The organism is Pseudomonas sp. E315 (genome assembly GCF_055406205.1).
Genome location: NZ_JBUZPJ010000020.1, coordinates 44,559 through 65,779 on the forward strand (window position 1 = coordinate 44,559; position 21,221 = coordinate 65,779).

Consider the following 21,221-nt stretch of genomic DNA (forward strand, 5'->3'; position numbering starts at 1 on the left):
AAGCGCTTAAACCTAAGTCACTAATCGGCTGCGAGCCCTTCGCAAAAAATGGCGCATTAATGCGCAAGGTATTGCGCAATTTTTATCGAATAAGTCTGAAGACAATTAACAGCTCGCCTCTAAATCCATACATCTCATTGATTAATAACGATTAATTAAACTTTGGCATACATCTTGAGTTCATCTTGCAGTCTTGCAAGCGTTGGTCTTGCGAGAAATCCATAACTTCAGCAAGGAGAACGTTGTGTCTACGCCCGCCCAATGGATTGCAAAAGCTGCTGAAGTTGCCAGATGCCGGGCACTAGGCCTGCGAGAACCTGATTAATGTCGGCTGCTTTCTTCCCTAAAAATCCAAACAATGTCAGCAAAAGCCGTGGCAACGCCAGAAGCAGCCTGGGCATCTGCCCGCTGACTCAGGCCAAGGTGCAACTCATCCCGTTGCGCTATGGGCTGGTAGACAAGGCTGAACTTGACCCTACCCAAGAAGTGTCAACCCCTTATCAATTAAGCACTCGCCCGCTGGGCATTCGGTTGCTGCGCGATGGCTGGCTGTACGTGATTGAAGGCAGCACGGGTATTTTGTCCGAGTACCGCGTGCTGGATGGACTGGTCAGCGCCATGCTCTGGCAAGGCGAGAAGGTCACCGTGGATCAGCGTACTCAGCCGATCAACACGCCGAACCTGATTTACGACAAACGCAGCACCCTGTATCTGAGCTATGCCGAGGCCCAGTGGACGGCAAAAAAATGCAGCCAAGTGTTAAAAGCCACCAGCGAGCGCGATCGCTTTATGCAGGCCGTGAGCCTGAGCCACATTGATTGTCAAAAAGGTGGCTCGCATCTGCTGACTCGCGACATGGCTGAGCACTGGCTAGCCGAAGTGGCGACGGAGCGATTGGACGCTGCGCAAAAAGTGCAAGGCAGTGAAGCATTTTTGCCTGAACACGAACGCCGCCCTTATGTGTGGGAAATCCCTGAGCATTTTATTGAAACGTCCTTCAATGCGTTGACGGGTTGCATCCACCCTCAGTACCACCATGACACGCTGTATCTGGTGCTCGATGACACCTTGGGGGTCTTGCGCGACCTGGCCAACTATCAGGATCAAGTTGTCGGCTGGATCAGCGATTGGGCCAATGGTGGAACGCAGCAAGGCGATAACGAGCGTGATTACCTGCTGGCGTGTTACATCGAGTCCCTCAGCCAACTGACACAACCTGATCTGTCAGCATTGGCCGCAGCCACCGATGACCCGGCCTTCAAAGCCCTGTTTACCGACTTGCAGAACCTGCCCGAGCCCGAGCGCGAAACCACTCGGCAAGCACTGCTGGAGTACCTCAACAGGGGCGGACTGATGCTCCCCCCCGAAGGCAGCCCCACGCCGGATGAGCTGGCTCACTTGCGTCAGGTGGCAGAGCATGACGCCATTGCAGCCGGTCACTCACGTGGTTTGGGTTTGGATAACAGTGGTCTGGAAGCGATGTCAGACACTGACCGGCTTTATTACACCCGCGAGCACTTTCGGGTCGCACCTCAAGTTTTTGTGCATCAGCATTTTGACGCTTTGATCGCTTTGGGGAAGCATCAAGGACAGCAGATACACGACATCCTCACAGGCAGAAAACTTGGCCAGCGTGGGGTCAACGACCTCATTGATCGCGAGGCGATGGACCGCGAGTTGCTCAGCCACCGCACCAAGCTCGCACGCTGGAATCGCCTGCTGGACTGCATCACCGCCGACCGCGTTGCGCTCGTTGCCAACGGCGCCTTTCACAAGGCCGCCTGGTATTTCGACCCACTGCACAGCGCGCAGGTCGACCATGCTTTTACCGTGGAATACGCCTGCCTGAAGGACATTTGCCGAAGCGACGAGGCGTGCACACAACTGCTCGACTTTATGGAGCGAGCCCCTCAGTTCAGCCGCCCGCTTTATCACACCTTGCCCTATAGCGACCAAACCTCACTGTGGGTGCAGTACGCCTTTTTATTCGCGGCGGGCATGACTTTGTACAACAACGTGCCCGCCCACCTGCAAAGCCTGCGCAAGATTGAACAGGGCCGTTTACCTGCACTGGATGACTTGCCAAAGAGCACTCGCACGGTGGCCAATGCCGCACAAAATGCCCTGACTCCGGCCCTTAATCTGGGGTTGGAAAAAATGCTCGCTGGCTTTGATGGCGTGCTCAAAGGGCAAACCATGCCCGACCTCGACCAACTGTTCCGCAACCTGCCCAAAGCCCTGCCTGCGCGCATTCTGCAAGCGGCCCAAACCGAGGGCGTCACCTTTCGTTTTGCCTCCCCGGCGGAACAGGCCAGCTTGCGCGAAACGCTCAAAGAGGTGTTGGCGCAGCGCACAGAAATGTCGCAACTCAAGCGTCGGCGCAACCAAATCAATCGCACCCACGGGCATCGCTCTGCGCAGGCTCAGGCGCTCATGGCAGACATGTACAACCTGCGCCAACAACTGAAACTGGGTGAAGGCCGACTGGCAGCCAGCATCAGCCCGATTACCCAATTGCCGGACGAACATGCCCGTATCTACGGCTCCACCCAAGCCCGCGCCGGGCTGACGGTTACTTTTTCATACGAGCAGCGCCAGCAAGTACAAGGGCTGATGGACAACTTTCGCAGTGGCGCACGCGCAGCCCCGGTGATGAATAAATTGGGAGATGGGGCGGCGCTGTTGTTGCTCGTGGCGCAGGCGGTGAACTTGTGGCAAGTCTATAAAGAGACAATGGGGCTGCCTCAAAATAAACGTGAGTGGATGCCCGTGATGAGTGCTGCATTTGCAACAGGAGCAGCAGGCTTTGTAGCCGCACAGGGAGTGTTTGATACTGCTTTAAGTGCTGAGGCGGTCAAACTTAAAGAGGCTTTAAAGGTGAGCGCTCTTACCAAGCTGCACGTCACGATGGGTAAGTTGCATATTGGTTTGGGTTTTTTTTCTTATACTTTTGGATTTCTTGCTGCTGTTTCCAGTTTGAATAGTTATCAGGCTAATTGGGTACAAGCAGTGCGAAGTGGTAATCGTGCCGCCCAACACAGCGCGATGTTGACAATGGCCGGGGCTGGAGGCTTGGTTGCGACTAATGCTTATGGGTTAAATCACACATTTAGAGCAGCCTTAAACGTGCTAAGGGCGACCAAAGGCGCTGCTCGTAAGGCTGTGTGGGTGGCTTCGGGTGTTCGGCTTGGTAGTGTGTTCTTTCGGGCGAATTTGGCCGGTGGATTATTTACGCTACTGGAGTTAGCAGGCACTTGGCTCTACAACCGCTACAACACCAGTGCTCACGATCAATGGCTGCAAAGTACACCCTGGGGGCGTGAAGTCGAAAGGCGTAAAAGCCTGAGCCTTGAGGCGTTCCAGCATCACCTTACTGAGTTGATGCAAGCGCCGTTCGTACAAATTAAAAGTAGTGAAAGCGAGTCGTTTTGGATCAACCTGTTGCCCAACACCCAAGAGGGCGAAATCTGTGTAGTTTTCCCGGGGCTGAGCTTGTCGGACTTTCAAGTCGATCTGGAGGGTAATGTTCGCAATGGACTTATGATCGGTGTGCAACGTATCACCACGGTTATTCACGGTAATCGTGGCTTCCCCGTAGAGCAAAGGGCAGGTGCCACTGAACAGGTGCAGGCCACGTTGCTCCGTGTGAAGAGCAAGTCTGAACAAGAAGGAAAGGGCGCCCCATTGCTGCTAAAAATGCCTTACCCGCGGAACCCTGAGCGCGTGCTGGGTAAAGTGCGTGAAGAGTTGCTGATAGAGCTTGAGCTGCAATCTTTAGGCGCGAATAAACAGCTAGTCCGCCGTACCCATCGCATTCGTTTTAATCCACTGGAAGGGGGGCGCTTTCCTTCGGCAGAGCACGTGCTATCAAACGTACCAATTCCGTTGATGGCTGTTGATGTTATGGCGCTGGAGGTGGCTCGTGGTAACTAAATCTGTACAGCCACCTCAACCTGAACTCGGAACATCTAAGCAGGCCGGCGACATAGAATATTTTCCATCCGGTCGCTTGACCTACTTGGCCCCCTTGCCGTTGCCCACAGAAGCTGAGCCTTATTGCGCTTATATAAGTGACTATAACGACACATATTTAGGCTTTGGGGGTGGGAATCCTAATGTGTTTTCTTATCAATTCAACTTGGGACTGCCATTTAGTTGCGGCTGCTTAATTGCTTTTGGGTTCCCTCTTTTGGTTGGGCTCATGGGACTAACGATGGGCTTTAATGTTGATAATATTTTGGATTCTATGAGGGGGGTTTTTGCAGAGGCATGGAAAATAGCTCTATGGGGAAACTTGTTTATTTTGGGAATGTTTTTTTGCATCTGGCTCTACCACCACAACCTCTTCACCAAAGTCATCCCCACCCGTTTCAACCGCCAGCGCCGTGAGGTGTGTTTCATGCCCAAGGACGCGACCGAACCCTTGTTTGTCCCGTGGGAGTCGTTGTCGGCATGGGTAGTTGAGGCTCAAGGTGCCACGCAATATGGCGTATCGCGTCAATACGGGATGGGCATGGGGTTTGAGCATGAAGGCGAGTTGGTCAGCCTCGAGTTTCAGTGTGGCGGTTTGCAGTTGGCCATCGCGAATTGGGAGGCGGTGCGTCAGTACATGGAGTACGAGATCAGTGACCTGAAAGCCATTCAAGACCCGTTGGAGCTGCAAGGCCCCGATGACCCGCCCCACGAAGGCCTGCACACTTTCCGCAATGCCCGCGCTCGGTTACATCGCCGTATTCGGGAGAAAGAAGTGGGCTGGGTGTTCGGCTTTTTTTGGTACATCTATCACGTCATGACCTTGTGGACGCTGCCCAACCGTTTGGTGGAGTGGGAGATAAAGCGCATCGCCAAAGTGGGCCGTCGGGAGTTGCCAGCGGCAATGCGTGAATGGTCAGAACCCTTGCTACCCGCAGAGTGGGCCAAACCCAGCAGCGAGTTGATGAGCCTGAGCGCGAAGGTCAAAGCCTTGATCAAACGCGACCCTCGGCGACCGATTACCGAAGTGTTTGCGGCGCTGTATCGCAACCAGCCCCACTCCCCACACAGGCGTTGAGTCGGATGCCTGAAAACAGTGTTTTACACAGGGCTGAGCTCGCTCGGAAGCAGGCCGGCGATATTGAGTACTTCCCTTCCGGTCGTTTGACCTACTTGGCCCCTTTGCCGTTGCCTACCGAAGCCGAGCCTTACTGCCCTTATATCAGTCGTTACAACGACATTTATTTGGACTTTGGGGGTGGAGAGCCGAATGTTTTCTCCTATCAAGTCAGTTTAGGAGGGCCGTTCAGTTGTGCCTGTTTGGTCGCTTTCGGAATTCCACTATTGATGGGCTTTCTTGGGCTGACTTTAAGTTTAAGTGTTGAGGATATTGTGGACTCCATTGCAGGCGTTTTTGCTGTTGCTTGGAAGTACGCTCTTCTCGGTTGGCTGTTTGGATCATCTATCTGCCTTTACGTTTGGTTCGAAGCCCACAACCTCTTCACCAAAGTCATCCCCACCCGCTTCAACCGCCAGCGCCGTGAGGTGTGTTTCATGCCCAAGGACGCGACCGAACCCTTGTTTGTCCCGTGGGAGTCGTTGTCAGCATGGATCGTTGAGGCTCAAGGTGCCACGCAATATGGCGTATCGCGTCAATACGGGATGGGCATGGGGTTTGAGCATGAAGGCGAGTTGGTCAGCCTCGAGTTTCAGTGTGGCGGTTTGCAGTTGGCTATTGCGAATTGGGAAGCGGTGCGTCAGTACATGGAGTACGAGATCAGTGACCTTAAAGCCATTCAAGATCCGCTGGAGCTGCAAGGCCCCGATGACCCGCACCACGAAGGCCTGCACACTTTCCGCAATGCCCGCGCTCGGTTACATCGCCGTATTCGGGAGAAAGAAGTGGGCTGGGTGTTCGGCTTTTTTTGGTACGTCTATCACGTCATGACCTTGTGGACGCTGCCCAACCGTTTGGTGGAGTGGGAGATAAAGCGCATCGCCAAAGTGGGCCGTCGAGCGTTGCCAGCGGCAATGCGTGAATGGTCAGAACCCTTGCCACCCGCACAGTGGGCCAAACCCAGCAGCGAGTTGATGAGCCTGAGCGCAAAGGTCAAAGCCTTGATCAAACGCGACCCTCGGCGGCCAATTACCGAAGTGTTTGCGGCGCTGTCTTCGCCGCGCAGGCGCTGAGTAATTTTTTCGACTACAACGCTTGGTAACGCTCAGCCAGAGTGGGCTCTTGTGCCAGCCGCTCCACTAGAAAATCAATAAGCACACGCAACTTGGGCGGCAAAAAACGTGTGGGCGCATGCAACAGCCAAGCGCCACCGTGGTAAGACGCAATAAAACTCCAGGCCGGCAGCACCTGAATAATCAATCCCTGGTCCAATGCCTGACGCGCAGTGAAGTACGGCAAACTGCCAATTCCCACATGCTGTAACACCGCATCCAATCGCACGCCCGTGTGGTTGGCGGCATAACGACCTGTCACATTCACCGCCACCGTTTTGCTGCCTTGCTTGAACTTCCAACGGGCATCGGCTGGGGTTTCTCCCAAGTAAATACAGCTGTGATTGCGTAAATCTTCGGGCTGCGTCGGCACTCCGTGTTCGGCCAAATACTCGGGCGTGGCACACAGCAGGTGCTCGATGGGAAATAACTGACGCCCGACCAAACCGGGAGGCGGCTGGTCGGTGATGCGAATGCTCAGGTCAACGTTGTCATCAATCAGGTCGACGTAGCGGTCTTCCAAAATGAGTTGCACGTTCACTTTAGGGTAGCGCCGCAGAAACTCCGGCATGTGCGGATGAATCACAAAGCGCCCTACCGCTTTGGGCACGCTGACGCGAATCAGCCCTTCGGCCTCTTGCGTAAAACGCCCAGTCAAATCCATCACGGATTGGGCCGCTCCGGCCATGTCACGGCACCGCCTGAAGACCTCCTCCCCGCCATCACTCAAGCGCAACTTGCGCGTGGTGCGTTGCAGCAAGCGAATGGCCAGAGCCTTTTCCAGCCGAGAGATACTACGACTGACCGCTGAGGGTGAAGTCCCAAGCTGGCGCGCAGCTTCAGAGAAGCTCCCGGCCTCGACCACTCTCACAAACATCACCATTTCAGCCAATAACGGCAGAGGAAGATTTATGCTCACAGCGCACAGGTCCATTGAAATTTACGTGGATTATCACACTCAAAGGCCATGTTTATACTGAAAAACAAACCTGTTCAGGACATCGCTATGACCGACCGCTTATTTTTCACCGACGACACACTTACCGCTCAAGTCGATGTCCTTACCTGCACAACCCATGAAGACGGGTTCGCGGTCACGTTACGCGCCACGCCCTTTCACCCCCAGGGCGGTGGCCAGCCCAGTGACACAGGGCGCATCGGTGACAGTGACGTGGTGAAGGTGCTTCAGCAGCCTGACGGCATCGTGCATTACGTGAAACAGGCCATCGCACTAGGAAGTGCTCAGGCCGAAGTAGACGCCCAACGCCGCCAACTTCACGCACGCCTGCATTCAGCCGGGCATTTGATTGGTGTTTGCGCCGAGCACTCGGGCTGGGTGCCCACCAAAGCTCATCATTGGCCCGGCGAATGCCGAGTCAGTTTTGTCCCCGGCGAAACGTCACAACCCCTCGACGCACAAACAATTGAGAGCACCCTTGAGCAGTGGATACGCGATGACTTGCCTCGCATCACCCAAGTCGATGCCGAGCAGCGCATCATCGGTTTTGGTGACCTGCCCAGTTACCCTTGCGGCGGCACCCATGTGCGCTCTCTGGCAGCACTCAAAGCGGTAAGCATTGTGTCTGTCACACTGAAAAAAGGGGTGTTGGCTGTGCGCTATCACCTGGATTGACGCGACGATGCCGAACGAAGCGCTCCACATAATCATCTGCGGGTGATTGAAGGATTTGTTGCGGCGTGCCGACCTGAACCAGTTGGCCATCTTTGAGCATGGCAATGCGATTGCCGATGCGCAGCGCCTCATCTAAATCGTGGGTAATAAACACAATGGTTTTTTGCAGGGTGTGTTGCAGCTCAAGCAGCTGGTCTTGCATTTCGGCGCGAATCAATGGGTCGAGTGCACTGAAGGCTTCGTCCATCAAAATAATGTCAGTGTCGGTCGCCAGCGCTCGGGCCAACCCCACACGTTGGCGCATACCACCCGACAACTGATGAATAAATGCCTGCTCATACCCCTGTAACCCGACCACCGAAATCCAGTGCCGTGCACGCTCATTGCACACGGCCTTGCCCTCGCCGCGAACCTTTAGCCCATAAGCGACGTTGTCCAGCACATTGCGATGAGGCAAAAGTCCAAAACTCTGAAAAACCATGCTGACTTTGTGCCGTCGAAATTGGCGCAAGGCGGGCATGTCGTAATCCAGGATGTTTTCGCCATCCACCAAAATTTGCCCACTGGAGGGATCGATCAAGCGATTCAAATGCCGCACCAGTGTCGACTTGCCTGACCCCGAAAGCCCCATGATGACAAAGACTTCCCCGGACTGAATCGACAGGGATAAGTTGTTGATCCCCACGACACAACCGGTTTGGGCTAAAACCTGATCTTTGGTTGTGCCTGCACGAATTAGTGCCAGCACGTCTTTTTCTCGACTACCGAACACTTTGAATACGTTACGGACTTCAATCTTAGGGCGCGCGACCTGGTTCATTGTTTAACCCCATGCCGCGACCGACCATAGGCCTGGGTAATACGGTCGATTACCACCGCTAAAATCACAATCGCCAACCCCGCCTCCAGCCCCTTGCCGACGTTGAGCGTCTGAATGCCGATCAGTACGTCTTCGCCTAAGCCTCGCGCACCAATCATCGAGGCAATGACCACCATCGACAGTGCCATCATCGTGGTCTGGTTAATCCCGGCCATGATGCTGGGCATGGCCAAAGGCAATTGCACACCAAAAAGCTGCTGCCAAGGGTTGGCACCAAATGCGTTGATAGCCTCCATGACCTCCCGATCCACCTGCCGAATACCCAAGTCGGTCAAACGGATCAGAGGCGGAACGGCATAAATGACGGTGGCAAAAATCGCTGGTACTTTGCCCAGGCCAAACAGCATCAACACGGGAATCAAATACACAAAACTGGGCATGGTTTGCATGATGTCCAGCAACGGCATCACCACCGAACGCAAGCGATTGCTGCGCGCTGCCATAATGCCCAGCGGGATGCCCAGGATTACGGATATAACAGTGGCCACCAGCATCAGCGCCAAGGTTTGCATCAGCTTGTCCCACAAGCCCACTGCCCCCACCAAGAACAGCAAGCCAACGATCAGTAAGGCGCTAAACACTTTGCGTGTCGCGTGCCAGCCGATGGCACCCATAATGGCCAGCACCAGCCACCACGGGGTCATGCGCAATAAGTTTTCGAGATGGATAACAGCCCACAACAAGGTGTCAGAGAGGTGTCGAAACACATCCCCGTAGTGGCTGACCAGCGCATCAACCCCGTCATTCACCCAGCCTGCAATAGAGAACGTTAAATTGTCAGGAAACATGCACAACCCGTGTTTGAAGGATTAGTTGGACTTAAGCGCAGCATCGACTTTTTGAGCCGCATCCGCCGTCACCCAGGCATGCCAAATGTTCGGCTGATCGCGCAAAAAGGCTTCGGCGGCCTTGCGCGGCTCGGTGCGCTTTTCGCCCATCTGCGCCAGAGTCGTGTTCAGCAAGTCGATGGGGAAATCGACTTTTTCGTAAAACGCGACTAGCTGCGGGTAGTGAGCTTTAAAGGGGGCCGATACCCCAATGGATAGTTTGGCCGGTAATGAGCGCGTGCCTTTGGGGTTAGGGTTGTTGGCGTCGGTCAGGGTGGCCCAGGCCTGCGCATCAAAGGCGGGCTCTTCGAGTTTCACCAATTTGTAACGACCTATCAGCGGAGTCGGTGACCAGTAGTAGAACAACACCGGTTTGCCACGCTTAATCGATGAGCTAACTTCGGCATCCAGAGCAGCGCCGGAGCCCGTGCGAAAATTCACAAAGTCATCGCTCAAGCCATAGGCTTTGAGCTTTTGACTGTTAACGGTCTCGGATGTCCAACCGGCCGGGCTGTTGAGGAAGCGTCCGCGTGTCGGGTCTTCCTGATCTCGAAACACCTCTTTATAGCGAGCCAGATCATTGACCGACTTCAAGTCTGGGGCCAAAGCCTTGATGCCTTTATCTGAGTCGCCCTTGATCACGTATTCGGGCACCCACCACCCTTCACTGGCATTTTTTACGATGTCCCCCAAACCAAAAACCTTACCCTCTGCTTCGGCCTTGACCCAAACCGGGCTGCGACCCGCCCACTCCTCCGCAATCACTTGAATATCATTTTTGGCCAACGCTGCCTCAAGACTTACCGTGCTGCCGGGCAAGGTATCGGTCGCAAAGCCGTAGCCCTTTTCAGTCAGCGTACGCAGGACTTCAGTGATAAGGCTGCCGCTTTCCCACGGGATATCACCAAAGTGGATGGGGCCGTCACGGGTGTCGGCCAATGTGGATTGGGACACGAGGCCCAGCACCAATAATGAGCTACCGAGCCAGTGTTTGAAGTGGGTCATGCGGATTCTCTTGTTGTGGAGGGCCGTCGGTTATGGCCGTTAAACACGCACGCAGTTCTGGACGCACCTTGCTGGCAGGCGCGCTCATTCACTGAGTTGCAATGTCTTTAGCGTAGTCGCTGGAATCCAGAGGGCGACACAAACGTGCGCACATTACGGGGCGTTGACCAGAGGAGGAATGGCTAAACAGGCGCAAAGCGCTGTGCAGGGCAAGCCACACAAGGGTGTTAACGGACTGATGATTGGCCGAAAGGCTTAAAACGCAGGCACAAAAAAACAGCCCTGAGGCTGTTTTTTGGTGTTCTTTGGACTATGCGTAGCTCCAAACAACAAAATTTGGAGCGGGAAACGGGCCATTCACCGGTCATCTACCCTCTTGAAATCCTTGAAAACTTCAGCGATTCCAATGGACAAAATTCTGGACTACTTTGAGGGGGGGGGACAAGCCGGTGCTGTCCACGGCGCTCCACTTCCCCATCACAAGCCCTGAAGCTCATTCTTCATCCTCACCGACGGATGCCTCCTTCGGCGCTTGGGGTGCCTCAGAAGTGGCTGTCACTGATGAAGTTGCCGGTGCCGCTGACGCAATCTCGCGACTTGCCACTGGGTTGCCGCATGACCAACCTTCAGCCACTCGGCAAAGCTCGTATTGGTCAGCAGCACCAGCCCGTCGCCGTCCACGGGCGGTTTCCGAATAAGCAGGCGATAGGGTGCGAAGTCTTGCAGCAAGTCATCATCCAGCCACTCCGTGCCCGCCCAATCAAACAGATCGAACTCCCAGACCAATGCTCGACATAGGGCAATAACGCTTATCGCAGCGTCAATCGCCAAGCCGGATGCCGAGACGTCATTTTCAGACTCGCGGATGAAAGCGCCATCAGCATTCAACTGATCGAGTCGCTCAGCGAGCAGGATCACGGACAAGTTTGTCCTCCGTTACACAAGCCGTTGTAATGGTGAATCTTTCAGCGCCGGCAGCCAGTCGCTCGCGTCGAACAATAACGCCTTCAGCCTCATCGGGATAGGTCAAGGTAACCCCTTCCGTTGTACGAACTTTACGCAGTGGCGGACGTCGCAAAACCTGTCTGTCGGGCCTGAACTCTAACCCCTCCAGCTTCGCCGCACGGATACGCCGACGCGTGGTGGACTGAAGCATGCTCCTGGCTTCTTCATCCTCAGGGCTGCCCGCAGCCGCCAATATCGCGTCAGTGATTGCGGCCTCGTTGATCTCCTGGCGATCACGCAGTATTCCTTGCGCATGCCGAAATGCACCGGCGACATCTTGCTCAGGAAGCAAATCCTTGCAAGCAGCCAAGGTCGTGCGCAACACCTCAACAACTTTTTTGTTCAGCTCTTCATCACTGAGGGTTCTGGATGCATCCAGAAAAGCCGCGAAGTAATCGCCAATCTCCGGAGAAGGCTTCATGCGATCCCGAGTTGAGATAGGCAGTTCTGCCACGCCACCGACCACACGCACGATAGTAGATTTTTGGATCGCCTTTTTGTCGGCAATGAAGGCCGTGACGATTCGCCGCAGAAGCCCTCCCTCCCCAGCTGCTTCCTGCTCAATAGCCTCTCTGTAATCGTACTTCACCAGGCTGTATAGCTTGACCTCAGGATCATGAGTGGACAGCTCAAAAATGAACAATGCACCGTCACGACTGCTACCTACTACCTACTACCTACGTGCAAGCGCGAAAAATCGCGTGACAGCGCCTGAGCGCCCGCTTCAAAGCTCACCGCGCCGGTAGCAATTCGCTCAATCTGAGCTTTTGTGTTGGATGCCGGCTCAAAACTGTAGACCGGAGACACGTCAGTATCACGAATTCGAGCGATGAAAAACTCTTCGTGTTCGACAGCCCGGGCTGCCTCAGGAACAAACTCACCACCACCACCACCACCACCACCACCACCACCACCACCACCACCACCACCACCACCACCACCACCAACCACATGCAAAATCATGTTAGTGATATGAAGCGACCCGTTCTCATCGTCCGTAATAAATCCCAAATCCATCCCCTGTTTTTAACTAACGAGGGTTATACCCTCATGCACTCAAATTACCTGCACATCCCCTAGTATTTCACTAGGCGAAGTGGCGCGCAGGTACATGCATGCGAACCATAGCCAAATGCCACCCGACTGTCGATGGGGGGGATTCTCCCATTCAAATCCAAGCCAATCGTACTGACTGCTCATGAAAAGTCGTATCAGATAGTGATCATGGTCTGTCGTACCTGCAACTGCATGCAAACTTGCTTGACCTGTGCGCGCACAGCACTCATCCCACCTGCTCGCCATGCTGGTTTACGAACAGCAGAACTCCCAATGAGCCCTCAGCGACTGTCACACCCCTGCGACAACAGGTTTATGGCCGCGGCTGCCCGGGTTCGTTGTCAGCCCATGCTCGCTGCGCGCACCTGGATAGCCTGCTGCTCCCGCTCATCGTGCATCTGCTGCTCCACCTGTTGTGCCTGGACCCGCTGTTGCTGTTCGCGGGTCACCACATCCAGATGCTTCATGGACTCGTCCACCGATGCCTGTGCGGCTTGCGCCGTGGCCAAGGCCGCGCGCAGGTGCGCGGGGTTGCCCAGTTCGCCCTGAACCACGAACAGGTTGTACCCCGCCGATTTATCGGCAGTGGCACCGCTCAGCACAACGTGATCGACCCGAGTCAGGCCGTTATCCTTGGCCAGCACCAGCAGGTTGACGCTCATCCGCTCGATGACCGCGTCGAAACTGCGGCCGTGCTTGGCATCCAGTGCAGCCACACCATCATGTATCTGCTGATACAGCGTATGGTCGGGATGGCCGGGCTGCATCGGCGTCATCGGGTTGCTGGGCACTTGATCCTGTTGTGTGGATGGCTGTTCGGCCCGTGGCCGGGTAAGCGCCTGCACGGCTACTTGCTGCTCCACCCCCAAGACGTACCGTCCAACGTGCCGTTCAACAACCCATACCTCGCCTTGCTCGCCACAGACAAGTAGCTTTGAGACCGCCGACGCTATGGCTGTGAGCGAGGCAGTGCAACCAATGCCTCATAGCCCACCAGACGGAGTAATTCGTCCACAGACGTGCAACACTTCTCGACCTCGGCGGCCTTATCGTTGCGCAGCAGTTCCTTACACACCTCACACATCGCAAAGTGAGAAGCCCTCAACAAGTGGTTCGCATAAACGACAATGCTTGCACCGTGGACAAACAGTTGTCGCGCTGAGAGATTGTTGTAGGTCGTTGGGACACAGATGACCGGATGTTCAAATCCATGCGCCCTGAATCGGTGCAGAAATTCGATAACTCTCCGAGGTGTTTGGTCCTTGCTATGAATCATCAAGCCGCTGGCACCGGCCTCTACATAGCGGCGAGCACGCGCTAAGGCGTCTTCAACTGTTTCCCCAGCAATCAGACTCTCAATTCTGGCAAACACCATGAAATCCGAGGTCAAACGTGCCGTTTGAGCATCCGATATTTTTTGCGCAAAACGACGTGGATCCTCAAGCAGATGAGATGACTGTGAGCAAAGACTGTTTCGCTTGGGAGACAGCTTGTCCTCAATGACCAAAGCACTCACGCCCATAGCCTCAAGTCGAGCAACCAAATACCGCAAATTGGCGGCATCCCCCCCTGTATCGCCATCAACGATGATCGGCTTGCTCGACACTTGACAGATGTCTTCGATCAACGAAATCCGCCGCTCCAAGAGGTACAGCTCAACATCAGGCAATCCTTGAACGGCAGAGGAAGTCAGGCTCGATACCCACAAAGCATCAAATTGAAGCGCTTCGCCCGATGCCAAACGGATCTCACTACCAATCAACGCACTGAATCCACTATGAGCCTCAATGACCCGAATGCCATGGCCTGCTGCCAGCAACTGCCTTAGCATCGGACGACGTTGTTCCGGCAACACTCGATGCGCTAGAGACATGGAACCTCCTAACCGCGCAGTGGAATTGGTCGGCTATAGCGCTTGGCGAGTAATGCCAGCAACCCACCCTGTTCAACCATTTCCAGCATCTGTCGCGGCGGGGCCGGAAAAACAATGGTTGTAAGATTGCAATGAGCGTGGCCGCTCACCAAGTCAAGATCCATGTACTCACTTTCAAGAAAGGATGAAGTATCAACTTCAATCGCGGGCAAGCCCAAATTCCAGGCATTTCTAAAGAAAATACGCCCGAATCTCGGCGCCACTACCGCACGTACTCCTGCCGCGAGCAGCGTACTGACCGCTTGCTCTCGCGAGCTACCTATCCCAAAAGTCTGTGAGCAACAAAGAACATCACCGTGATCAAAGGTGGCAGCGAAACCAGGAAGAAGGTTTTCAAACAGATGGGGCACAAGGTCTGAAGCGCTTGTAAACATATGCTTGTATCGCCCCGGGATGATGTCGTCTGTGGAAATTACCTGGTCTATACGACGGACACGCAGCCCCTGATACGCAATCATCGCCATTGTTCAAGCTCCCTGGCAGAAGGGATCTCCCCTTTGATCGCTGCATGAGCGGCGACCAAGGGAGATGCGAGGTAAATTTCCGCAGATGCGTTACCCATACGCCCCAGAAAATTTCGATTCATGGTGGACAACACTCGATCACCAGCTGCAGGAATGCTGCCTTGGGTGCCCAAGCATGCGCTGCAGCCCGGCGGCGAAATGATGGCTCCCGCTCGAATCAACGCTTCGATGTAGCCGAGTTCGATAGCCTCAAGAAACACCTTCTTGGAACCCGGCGTCACAAGGCACTGAACACCCGCTTTTACCTTGCCCTGACTCAAAACAGACGCTGCTTGCGCGATATCGTCAAGACGGCCATTGGTACAAGTACCGATGAATACATAGTTGATGGCCGTACCCTTGCATTCATCAATAGGCACTACATCCTCAGGTGAGTTTGGTCTGGAAATCATGGGGGGTAGCCCTTCCACATCGACCTTCAATCGGCGCGGATCTCCCTCTGCTGGTGGATGGATCGGCCTGAGCATCCGCGACCGATTTTTTCCTGCCGGCAAGAAGGCACACTTTGCGCCGAGCTCAACCCCCAAGTTCGCAACTGTTGCACACGCATCAAGGCTCAGTTCATCGAACCAACCACCCATCCATTCAATGGATCGATAGAGAAAAGGCGACTGCCCATAGCGACCCAAAATATAGAACGCTACATCACGGGGGTGTGTATTTGAGCTGGGTGTTCCAATCACGTCTAACCAGACCGTACCGGGTACCCGAAGCCACACCTCTCCGGTCACCATGGCTGCGACACAGTCAGACGCCCCCATACCCAACGCCAAGCATTGATTGACCCCACCTGTGCAAGTGTGAGAGTCGGACCCAACCGTCAGAGAGCCTGGCTCGTACCAACCCTCTTCAAGGGCGACCACATGGCTTATGCCCTCTCCTGCTGCGTAAACCTTGACACCCAACCTTCTCGCAAATGCTTGTGCTTCACGCAGTCGTGCAGCAATTTCCTTGTCGGGAGCAATCACGGAGTGGTCAAAAAATATCGCAACACGCTCAGGATCAAAAACGCCGTGAAAGCCATACCGTTCAAACAACCTGCAGATTGTTGGGGAGTTGCCATCTTGAAGGTACACACGATCCACCTTCGCAGTAACCAGATCACCCTCGGTCACATGACCGAAATCCGAGTGACTGGCGATGATTTGCTCAACCATTGGAGCAGTCATGATGCAACTCCGACGAGCTTTTCAGCACCTCATATACCCTCTGCAACTGATCGGGGGTCACAGCTCCACGCTGTTCAATTGCTTTGGCCCGCACATTTGTCAGAGTCTCTGCGAGCAACCCTTCATCCACATCAACACCCCGTTCCTCAAGCACAAACTTTAGCAAGGCTCGTCCCGAATGCTTGCCAATCACATAGCGCCGGATCTGTCCTACTTCGTCCGGGGATATTGGCTCAAACGTTGTGGGATCCTTGAGCATTCCATTCACATGGATGCCGGACTCATGAGCGAAGACGTTGTCACCTACGATAGGCTGCCACGCTGGTATTCTCTGCCCACAAGCCGATGCCACACATTCAGCGAGACCTTTGAAGCACTGGGCATTCAATCCCGTATCACGGCCGTAAAGGTGTTTGAGGGCCATACTGACTTGCATAAGGTCTGGCATGCCTGCCCGCTCGCCCATGGCATTAACGCAGACATGAAAATAACGGGCCCCAGCCCTGAGGCCAGCGAGTGTATTGGCAACGCCCAAGCCAAAGTCGTTATGGCAGTGACATTGCAAATCAACCTTCGTCACGTTACCAATGGCCTCCACTCGACGGCCATATTCTTCAGGTCCCAGCATTCCGATGGTGTCGGATAGGCGCAGACGATCAGCCCCCGCATTGGTGACGGCTACAGCATACTGCTGAAGGAATGACAGCTCGGTCCTGCCAACATCCTCAGCGCTGATGGAAACAAATACGCCTCTATCTTTTGCGTATTTGACAAGCCCGGTGACGTTTTCTAGCAACCAAGCGCGATCTTTCCCAATGCTGGCGCTCAGATGATTATCGGATGTCGGCAGACCTATGTGCACCGCATTGAAACCCATGTCAATCGTGTGTTTGATATCGCTTATAACACCACGATTCCACCCCACCAACATCACTTCATCGCGACGTTCCAACATTCCACGAAGCGCATCCAGTTCTTCCCCCCCCATGGCAGGAATCCCGGGCTCCACCCACTTGACACCCGCTTCAATCAGGCGATCCAGGATTTGTAGTTTTTGAGCTTTAGAAAATGCCACACCCGGCGCTTGTTCACCGTCGCGCAACGTGGTGTCTTCAAGAACAATGTCATGCCTGATCATGATGATGCCTCAACGCATACCTCATTGAATGTTCATCATTGCGCTAACATTGTCTTATGCAGAAACGATTCAATCGCACATACAAAGTGCGGCACCTTCAACACAGGAAAGCCATCATCGGCGCGTCAATCGATAGACCAGTACAATCAAATATTCCTGAACAGCTCCCCATATCAATGACAAGAAGCTGAATGCCATGAAACATCGAAAGCTCCCATCCTTGATTGGACTCAGAGCCTTTGAAGCTGCTGCCAGACTGGGAAGAATGTCACTGGCTGCCGACGAACTCTGCGTGACACCCGGCGCTATAAGCCGCAGTATCCGCCACCTTGAAATGGAGATTGGAACAACCTTGTTCTGCGGGCCAAAGCACGCGCTCAGATTGACTCCTAGAGGGGCTTCGTTGGCTAACGACCTGTCCCTTTCATTTAGACACTTGGAGACAGCTGTCGAACCTTACTTCAACGAGGACTCTGGTCCTGTCTATGTTTCCTGCCTTAGCACCTTCGCCATGCGCTGGCTCATACCAAGACTTGCAGGCGTCCAACTTTCAGCACCACAGGTCAGTATTGAATTGAGCACTTCTGATCGAGCGATCAACTTTCAGAGAGAAACATATGACCTGGCCATTCGGATAACAGACAACCCGATCCCCGAGGATGCGTTGATTTCTGAACTATTCCCAGAATACGTTGGCCTTGTTGGATCACCAGAACTCCTCAACAAACACCACAGTTTAAATATGACGCCACCTGAGAGTTTCCCTCTTCTCGACGTTTTGAGCCGACCTCATCTCATTGATTTTTGGGCACAACAGAACAACACACAAAGCCCGGCGATAGCTTGCCGCTTTGAGCACTTCGGATACGCGATTGAAGCGGCGAAGGCAGGACTGGGCGTCTGCATAGCCCCTTGGCCATTAGTGATGGATGATCTTCGCAATGAACAACTGCTAGCCCCTTTGGGATTCATAGCCAGCGGCTATTCATACATTGCTGCGCGTAGAAATATACGCTCTCGAAAAGTCGAAAAGGTGTGTGAATGCATTCTAAGTGAAGCCCAGAAAACACCTGAGCCTTCCCACCGCAGGGCATAGGTACTCTATCTGCCTCACAAGACAACCAGTATCACTACGCCTGCCGACAGCACTACACAGCCCGCCAAGCGTCCGACACTCAGAGGCTCGCGCAGGATGATGATCGCCAGCAGCGCAGCAATCATCATCGACATCTCACGAACAGGGGCTACAACACTCAGCGCGGCCCCCATATCCAGTGCCGTCAGCACCAAAATGTAGGAGAGAGGCGACAATGCACCCACCAGCATGGCAAGCACCCAAAAGCCACGCATAGAGCAAACAGCTTGTTGAGGGTTGGACGCTATCCATGGCAACAGCATTCCCAGCCGCACAACATTCGCGGACCAATCAAGTACGACTGGTGCGATAGTCAATCCCTTGACACCAAATGCGTCAACAATACTATAGCCAGCGATGAATAGTCCCGTCGCGATGCCCCAACGAATACCAGTAAATAGCGGACGCTGCGCGTGAGCATCAATACGGCCCCTGGATGAGATCAGTGCGATTCCTAGCACAACTGCTGCCAAGCCCATCCACGTAGTGGAACCCGCCCCTTCTCCCATAAGCCAAACACCGCCTATCGTCGCAACTGCGGGCCCGGTCCCGCGTGCTACAGGATAGACAATCGACAGATCTGAGACTTGATAGCCCCTTTGCAGGCAAAGACTGTATCCCAAGTGCAGTAAACCACTTAGGACAATGCAGGCAGCCACAGCCCAGTCCCAGCGCAATGCGCCTTGCCAAATGATCCAACAGACCCATGGCCCGTAGAAAAGGCAGGCAAATGCTGTGTAAGCGCAGACGAAAGACGCCCCTACCTGTGCCGCCCGTTTGGCCAGCAAATTCCATGACGCATGAATGACCGCGGCCAGTACAACTAGAACTAATGAATACGACGACATAAAGCCCCCTGGAAACGAAAGCATGAAGAAGACACGACGTCTCCTCCCCTGGGCTTTTGTCCCTTGGGTGCAGCCATAGCTGAAGCCATGGTCTTCGCTACGCTCGGTCCAGACGGCCATCATTTGATGCCCGGAACCCTAGTAGCCACTCAGTCGATCCTTAAAAGATAGCAAAGCTTTTGCGCCCCATCATCTCTGAACGCCCGTTTGCATTAAAGGTGGCAGCTCTGGCACAAGATTTTGCGGCGGAAATATTCGCCCAGGTCGATTGCGGAAAGTTACCTAGTAAAACTCCTGCAATATCGTCTTGTGTCAGCACGATGGCTTCGTCGGCGGCATCGGGCGAGGTTTTAAACGCTCGGACTCCAGACGCTTGAGCCAAAGGCGAAGACGTTGCGCTCCCAGTAGAGTATTTTCACCCGGTTACGGGGGCGATTCAGAAAAAAAGTACCGGGTCGAATACCGCCACCTTGATATCCAACTCGACCAGGGCGGCAAGACCGTCGATGGATTTTCGAAAAACCACGGGCTTGGGATAGAGGTACACTTTTTCGACTTTGGCGTCGGGTCGCATCATGAGGTGCTGGCTCCAGAATGAGATAGGGAGCCCAGCATCGGACATCAGATTTCGACTTGGAATGTGGGGTTCTTGGAGCGCTTACAGAAAATCTGGCAGGCCAAGATGATCAACTGAATTTGACCTGACAGTCATGACCACAAATTCGGTAACTGTCAGATCAAGTCTGAACTTCTACATCGCCAACACCCTCAACAAGTCCTGACGGCTGATCTCACTGATAGAACACAGACCCAGTGAGGGCAATACGTCGTTGTCGAAGATACGGCGGATTTGAGACAGCGTACTTTGGCGCCCCTCCTTGAGCGTGAGCCCACGATGCTCGACCCAGCGATCGAACATGTCCAGGAAGGTGTTTGCTTGCGCCAGCCGATCAGCCTCACGGTTGCGCCGGCGCTGCAGCTGGGGATTGATCCCTTGGGCCAACAGCTTGCGCGCTTCATCCCGAAGCGAACGCGCCTCACGCAGAGTGATTTCGGGGTAGGTGCCGAGCGACATGCGTTTTTGCTGGCCCGCCCAACAGAAGCGGAAGTACCACGAACGCCCACCCGTCGCCGATACCGCTAACGACAGGGAGTCAACATCACCGATGGGTGTAGTCCTTGCCAATGGGCTTGGCATGCCGGACGGCACTATCCGTAAGAGCCATAGGTCTAGCCTCCTGAAGGTTGAGTTCAGGGCCAGATGTTCAGTGAATGGCTCGCAGGCTTCGCGCAACAATCCGATCTCGAAGGCTTCCCACAAATGGACTAATTTAGTCTAGATGTCCGTGGCTTTCGGTGGATGTTGGCGGAACGAAAAAAGACGCCTAAGCGTCTATTTTCAGTGACTTACAGACTTCCTTGGAACTCTGCAGATCAACAATTTGGAGCGGGAAACGAGACTCGAACTCGCGACCCCGACCTTGGCAAGGTCGTGCTCTACCAACTGAGCTATTCCCGCAATAATGGCGTCCCCTAGGGGACTCGAACCCCTGTTACCGCCGTGAAAGGGCGGTGTCCTAGGCCACTAGACGAAGGGGACGTTGCCCGAAACATACACTGTACGTTTCAGTGCCAACCGCACTAACCGAAGTTACCGCTCTGGCTTTTCACTCAACCTTGCCGAAGCAACGTTGCTGGGTGAAGCAAAAAAAACAGCCTTTCGGCTGATTTTTATGTCGTCTGAACTATGCGTAGCTCCAAACAACAAAATTTGGAGCGGGAAACGAGACTCGAACTCGCGACCCCGACCTTGGCAAGGTCGTGCTCTACCAACTGAGCTATTCCCGCAATAATGGCGTCCCCTAGG

Annotated in this window: 20 protein-coding genes, 3 tRNA genes and 1 pseudogene; 5 read left to right on the forward strand and 19 right to left on the reverse strand. The window is 54.3% G+C overall.

All coding sequences use genetic code 11. The features are described 5' to 3' along the window. Nucleotides 1-324 precede the first annotated feature (324 nt). The 3 genes from ACZRJQ_RS20960 (at nucleotide 325) to ACZRJQ_RS20970 (ending at nucleotide 6,162) form a co-directional block, all read left to right on the forward strand. Nucleotides 325-3,933 carry a toxin VasX gene (locus tag ACZRJQ_RS20960; protein WP_463980212.1) on the forward strand — a complete coding sequence of 1,203 codons (3,609 nt, stop codon included), beginning with the start codon at nucleotides 325-327 and terminating at the stop codon, nucleotides 3,931-3,933. A 466-nt stretch (nucleotides 3,934-4,399) separates the two neighbouring features. After that, nucleotides 4,400-5,050 carry a hypothetical protein gene (locus ACZRJQ_RS20965; RefSeq protein WP_463980213.1) on the forward strand — a complete coding sequence of 217 codons (651 nt, stop codon included), beginning with the start codon at nucleotides 4,400-4,402 and terminating at the stop codon, nucleotides 5,048-5,050. A 5-nt stretch (nucleotides 5,051-5,055) separates the two neighbouring features. Further along, nucleotides 5,056-6,162: a hypothetical protein gene (locus tag ACZRJQ_RS20970; RefSeq protein WP_463980214.1), complete on the forward strand. Its 1,107-nt coding sequence runs from the start codon at nucleotides 5,056-5,058 to the stop codon at nucleotides 6,160-6,162. 13 nt (nucleotides 6,163-6,175) lie between these two features. On the opposite strand, the gene ACZRJQ_RS20975 is transcribed toward ACZRJQ_RS20970, so the two are convergent. Next, nucleotides 6,176-7,120, reverse strand: a complete 945-nt coding sequence (locus ACZRJQ_RS20975; protein WP_463980215.1) for a LysR family transcriptional regulator — start codon at nucleotides 7,118-7,120, stop codon at nucleotides 6,176-6,178. An 87-nt stretch (nucleotides 7,121-7,207) separates the two neighbouring features. Between ACZRJQ_RS20975 and ACZRJQ_RS20980 the strand changes: the two genes are divergently transcribed. Next, complete coding sequence (locus ACZRJQ_RS20980) at nucleotides 7,208-7,834, forward strand: alanyl-tRNA editing protein (RefSeq protein WP_463980216.1); 627 nt, start codon at nucleotides 7,208-7,210, stop codon at nucleotides 7,832-7,834. On the opposite strand, the gene ACZRJQ_RS20985 is transcribed toward ACZRJQ_RS20980, so the two are convergent. From ACZRJQ_RS20985 to ACZRJQ_RS21035, 11 genes are all read right to left on the reverse strand, one after another. Further along, nucleotides 7,788-8,654 (reverse strand): quaternary amine ABC transporter ATP-binding protein, encoded by an 867-nt coding sequence (locus ACZRJQ_RS20985; protein ID WP_463980217.1) that lies wholly within the window; start codon nucleotides 8,652-8,654, stop codon nucleotides 7,788-7,790. The genes ACZRJQ_RS20980 and ACZRJQ_RS20985 overlap by 47 nt on opposite strands. Then, nucleotides 8,651-9,502, reverse strand: a complete 852-nt coding sequence (locus tag ACZRJQ_RS20990) for an ABC transporter permease (protein ID WP_463980218.1) — start codon at nucleotides 9,500-9,502, stop codon at nucleotides 8,651-8,653. Before ACZRJQ_RS20990 ends, ACZRJQ_RS20985 begins: the two co-directional genes overlap by 4 nt. A gap of 21 nt (nucleotides 9,503-9,523) precedes the next feature. Next, a complete protein-coding gene (locus ACZRJQ_RS20995) occupies nucleotides 9,524-10,546 on the reverse strand; it encodes an ABC transporter substrate-binding protein (RefSeq protein WP_463980219.1) in 1,023 nt (340 codons plus the stop codon). Nucleotides 10,547-11,101: 555 nt separating this feature from the next. Then, nucleotides 11,102-11,470, reverse strand: coding sequence for a hypothetical protein (locus ACZRJQ_RS21000; protein WP_463980220.1), 369 nt, complete (start codon nucleotides 11,468-11,470; stop codon nucleotides 11,102-11,104). Continuing rightward, nucleotides 11,448-12,194, reverse strand: a complete 747-nt coding sequence (locus tag ACZRJQ_RS21005) for a hypothetical protein (RefSeq protein WP_463980221.1) — start codon at nucleotides 12,192-12,194, stop codon at nucleotides 11,448-11,450. The genes ACZRJQ_RS21000 and ACZRJQ_RS21005 overlap by 23 nt, the downstream gene beginning before the upstream one ends. Nucleotides 12,195-12,217: 23 nt before the next feature. Continuing rightward, nucleotides 12,218-12,562, reverse strand: a complete 345-nt coding sequence (locus tag ACZRJQ_RS21010) for a hypothetical protein (protein WP_463980222.1) — start codon at nucleotides 12,560-12,562, stop codon at nucleotides 12,218-12,220. A 386-nt stretch (nucleotides 12,563-12,948) separates the two neighbouring features. Beyond that, nucleotides 12,949-13,452, reverse strand: coding sequence for an XVIPCD domain-containing protein (locus ACZRJQ_RS21015; protein ID WP_463980223.1), 504 nt, complete (start codon nucleotides 13,450-13,452; stop codon nucleotides 12,949-12,951). A 104-nt stretch (nucleotides 13,453-13,556) separates the two neighbouring features. After that, nucleotides 13,557-14,480: an isocitrate lyase/phosphoenolpyruvate mutase family protein gene (locus ACZRJQ_RS21020; protein ID WP_463980224.1), complete on the reverse strand. Its 924-nt coding sequence runs from the start codon at nucleotides 14,478-14,480 to the stop codon at nucleotides 13,557-13,559. 8 nt (nucleotides 14,481-14,488) lie between these two features. Then, nucleotides 14,489-15,004 carry a LeuD/DmdB family oxidoreductase small subunit gene (locus tag ACZRJQ_RS21025; protein ID WP_463980225.1) on the reverse strand — a complete coding sequence of 172 codons (516 nt, stop codon included), beginning with the start codon at nucleotides 15,002-15,004 and terminating at the stop codon, nucleotides 14,489-14,491. Further along, nucleotides 14,995-16,233, reverse strand: a complete 1,239-nt coding sequence (locus ACZRJQ_RS21030) for a 3-isopropylmalate dehydratase large subunit (protein ID WP_463980226.1) — start codon at nucleotides 16,231-16,233, stop codon at nucleotides 14,995-14,997. The genes ACZRJQ_RS21025 and ACZRJQ_RS21030 overlap by 10 nt, the downstream gene beginning before the upstream one ends. Continuing rightward, entirely contained in the window at nucleotides 16,214-17,371 is a 1,158-nt protein-coding gene (locus ACZRJQ_RS21035) for a homocitrate synthase/isopropylmalate synthase family protein (RefSeq protein ID WP_463980227.1), read from the reverse strand. The genes ACZRJQ_RS21030 and ACZRJQ_RS21035 overlap by 20 nt, the downstream gene beginning before the upstream one ends. A 196-nt stretch (nucleotides 17,372-17,567) precedes the next feature. Here ACZRJQ_RS21035 and ACZRJQ_RS21040 point away from each other — a divergent pair, with 196 nt between their 5' ends. Beyond that, nucleotides 17,568-18,467, forward strand: a complete 900-nt coding sequence (locus ACZRJQ_RS21040; RefSeq protein ID WP_463980228.1) for a LysR family transcriptional regulator — start codon at nucleotides 17,568-17,570, stop codon at nucleotides 18,465-18,467. 14 nt (nucleotides 18,468-18,481) lie between these two features. On the opposite strand, the gene ACZRJQ_RS21045 is transcribed toward ACZRJQ_RS21040, so the two are convergent. The 7 genes and pseudogenes from ACZRJQ_RS21045 to ACZRJQ_RS21075 all read right to left on the reverse strand — a co-directional run bounded on the left by ACZRJQ_RS21045 (nucleotide 18,482) and on the right by ACZRJQ_RS21075 (nucleotide 21,202). Then, nucleotides 18,482-19,474, reverse strand: a complete 993-nt coding sequence (locus tag ACZRJQ_RS21045) for an EamA family transporter (protein WP_463980229.1) — start codon at nucleotides 19,472-19,474, stop codon at nucleotides 18,482-18,484. 40 nt (nucleotides 19,475-19,514) lie between these two features. Beyond that, a complete protein-coding gene (locus tag ACZRJQ_RS21050; RefSeq protein WP_463980230.1) occupies nucleotides 19,515-19,736 on the reverse strand; it encodes a hypothetical protein in 222 nt (73 codons plus the stop codon). 54 nt (nucleotides 19,737-19,790) lie between these two features. Next, nucleotides 19,791-19,931, reverse strand: a complete 141-nt coding sequence (locus ACZRJQ_RS21055; RefSeq protein ID WP_463980231.1) for a transposase family protein — start codon at nucleotides 19,929-19,931, stop codon at nucleotides 19,791-19,793. Nucleotides 19,932-20,111: 180 nt separating this feature from the next. Further along, nucleotides 20,112-20,580 (reverse strand): annotated as a pseudogene (locus ACZRJQ_RS21060) (tyrosine-type recombinase/integrase); the annotation flags it as partial. A gap of 217 nt (nucleotides 20,581-20,797) precedes the next feature. Continuing rightward, a tRNA-Gly gene (locus ACZRJQ_RS21065) sits at nucleotides 20,798-20,873 on the reverse strand. Nucleotides 20,874-20,878: 5 nt separating this feature from the next. Beyond that, nucleotides 20,879-20,954: transfer RNA gene (locus ACZRJQ_RS21070), tRNA-Glu, on the reverse strand. Nucleotides 20,955-21,126: 172 nt separating this feature from the next. After that, nucleotides 21,127-21,202, reverse strand: a tRNA-Gly gene (locus tag ACZRJQ_RS21075). Between the last annotated feature and the right edge of the window lie 19 nt (nucleotides 21,203-21,221).